The 1,935-nt window shown below is 61.0% G+C and carries 3 protein-coding genes and 1 pseudogene; 3 read left to right on the forward strand and 1 reads right to left on the reverse strand.

Annotated elements, in window-relative coordinates:
• Positions 1–403: pseudogene (locus AYR66_RS23700) on the forward strand (penicillin-binding protein); the annotation flags it as partial.
• A gap of 51 nt (positions 404–454) precedes the next feature.
• On the opposite strand, the gene cyaY reads toward AYR66_RS23700, so the two are convergent.
• Positions 455–793, reverse strand: a complete 339-nt coding sequence (cyaY, locus tag AYR66_RS23705) for an iron donor protein CyaY (protein ID WP_088710053.1) — start codon at positions 791–793, stop codon at positions 455–457.
• A gap of 38 nt (positions 794–831) precedes the next feature.
• Between cyaY and lptM the strand changes: the two genes are divergently transcribed.
• Entirely contained in the window at positions 832–996 is a 165-nt protein-coding gene (lptM, locus tag AYR66_RS28525; protein WP_206047306.1) for an LPS translocon maturation chaperone LptM, read from the forward strand.
• A gap of 14 nt (positions 997–1,010) precedes the next feature.
• A partial coding sequence (lysA, locus tag AYR66_RS23715; protein WP_088710231.1) for a diaminopimelate decarboxylase occupies positions 1,011–1,935 on the forward strand: 925 nt, incomplete at its 3' end.

Below are 1,935 nucleotides of genomic sequence, written 5' to 3' on the forward strand. Positions count from 1 at the left end.
CGTGGTGAAGTTCGGTACGGCGACGCGCGCACTGTCCCTGAAGCGTCCGGACATCGCAGGCAAGACAGGCACTACCAACGACTCCATCGACGCCTGGTTCGCCGGTTACAACCCGAAGATCGTTGGGATCGCATGGATCGGTTTCGACCAGCCTAAAAACCTGGGCAACAAGGAAACCGGCGGCGGCCTCGCTCTTCCGATCTGGATCAGCTACATGGGCAAGGCGCTCAAGGATGTGCCGATTGAAGAACGCGTGGTTCCGGAAGGGGTCATCCAGGTGGGCGGCGAATACTATTACGCCGAAAATCCACCGGGTACCGGCGTGCGCAGCCTGGGCGTCGGTGGCGGCACCGGAGCGGATGAAGAGAAGGCGAAGGACGACGTGAAGAACGAGCTGTTCTGAACGCGCCCTCGATAGTTGAAGGCCGGAATCCTGCGAGGGATTCCGGCTTTTTTATTTACCCGCGTCCAGCGAAATGGCCACGCCGCCCTGCTCCGTCACCATCCTCGACAGCGACACGTACAGCTCCGTCTGGTCGCGCGTGTTGCGCCACTCGCCGTCGACGCGCTTGTAATGGAATCCGCCCGAACGCGCAGCAACCCACATTTCCTGCATCGGCGCCTGGCTGTTGACGATGATCTTCGTACCGTTGTCGACAAACTCGATCTCGAGCACATTCCCGCTGCGGCTGCATTCGACATCGAGGTCGCAGTCGTTGGCCGCACGTTCCAGGCCTGCCTCAATGGCGCTCAGCGTCTCATCCGCCAGTGCCAGGAATTCGGTTTCAGTCATGCTACACTCCAATGATTCCCAAAACCGTGATTCTAATCGTGAAGTCAGTTCTTGACCTGTCGCGTGTTGCCGGTCTGTCCATGGCGATCCTGCTGGCCGGATGCGGCCAGAAAGGCCCGCTTTACCTGCCCGCGAAACAGCCGGTCGCGACACCCGCTCCCGCAGCGACACCGCCGCAAAATCCGGCCCCCGCTTCCAAATAGCCGTTTTTCATACCATGTCCCACTTTTCCGCCAAGAACGGCGTGCTGCACGCCGAAAACGTTCCGCTTTCTGATATCGCCCGCCAGTTCGGTAGCCCGACCTACGTGTACTCCAAGGCCGCGCTGGTCGAGAATTTTTCGGCTTACTCGATCGCCTGCCGCGAGAATGGCCGCGATGCGGATACCGCGCTGGTCTGCTACTCGGTCAAGTCGAATTCCAACCTCGCGGTGCTGAACCTGCTCGGCCAACTCGGCTCCGGCTTCGACATCGTGTCGGGCGGTGAATTGCTGCGTGTGATTGCTGCCGGCGGCGACCCGCGCAAGGTGATTTTTTCCGGTGTGGGCAAGACACATGAAGAAATGAAGCTGGCACTGTCGCACGACATCCTCTGCTTCAACGTGGAATCGACAGCCGAGCTGCAGCGACTGAACGAGGTCGCCGGCGAAGTGGGCAAGCAGGCTCCGGTGTCTTTGCGCGTGAACCCGAACGTCGACGCCAAGACCCACCCCTACATCTCCACCGGCCTGAAGGAAAACAAGTTCGGCATCGCGTATGACGAAGCGCTCACCGCTTATCGCACGGCCGCAGCGCTTCCGCATATCCGTGTCGTCGGCATCGACTGCCATATCGGTTCGCAGCTGCTGGACGACGCGCCGCTGCTCGAGGCGCTCGACCGCCTGATCGAACTGGTGGACCGCCTCGCGAAGGAAGGCATTATTCTGCACCACCTCGATATCGGCGGCGGCATCGGCATCACCTATGACCAGGACAAGCCGGTGGCGGTGGGCGATTACCTCGGCCGCCTGTTCGCAAAGATCGACAAGTGGCGCCTGCACCAGTACCAGGGCAAGCCGATCCAGGTGATGTTCGAACCGGGCCGCTCCATCGTCGGCAATGCCGGCGTGCTGCTGACCGAGGTCGAATACCTGAAGCATGGCG

The organism is Noviherbaspirillum denitrificans, assembly GCF_002211445.1.
Lineage (GTDB): Bacteria > Pseudomonadota > Gammaproteobacteria > Burkholderiales > Burkholderiaceae_D > Noviherbaspirillum > Noviherbaspirillum denitrificans.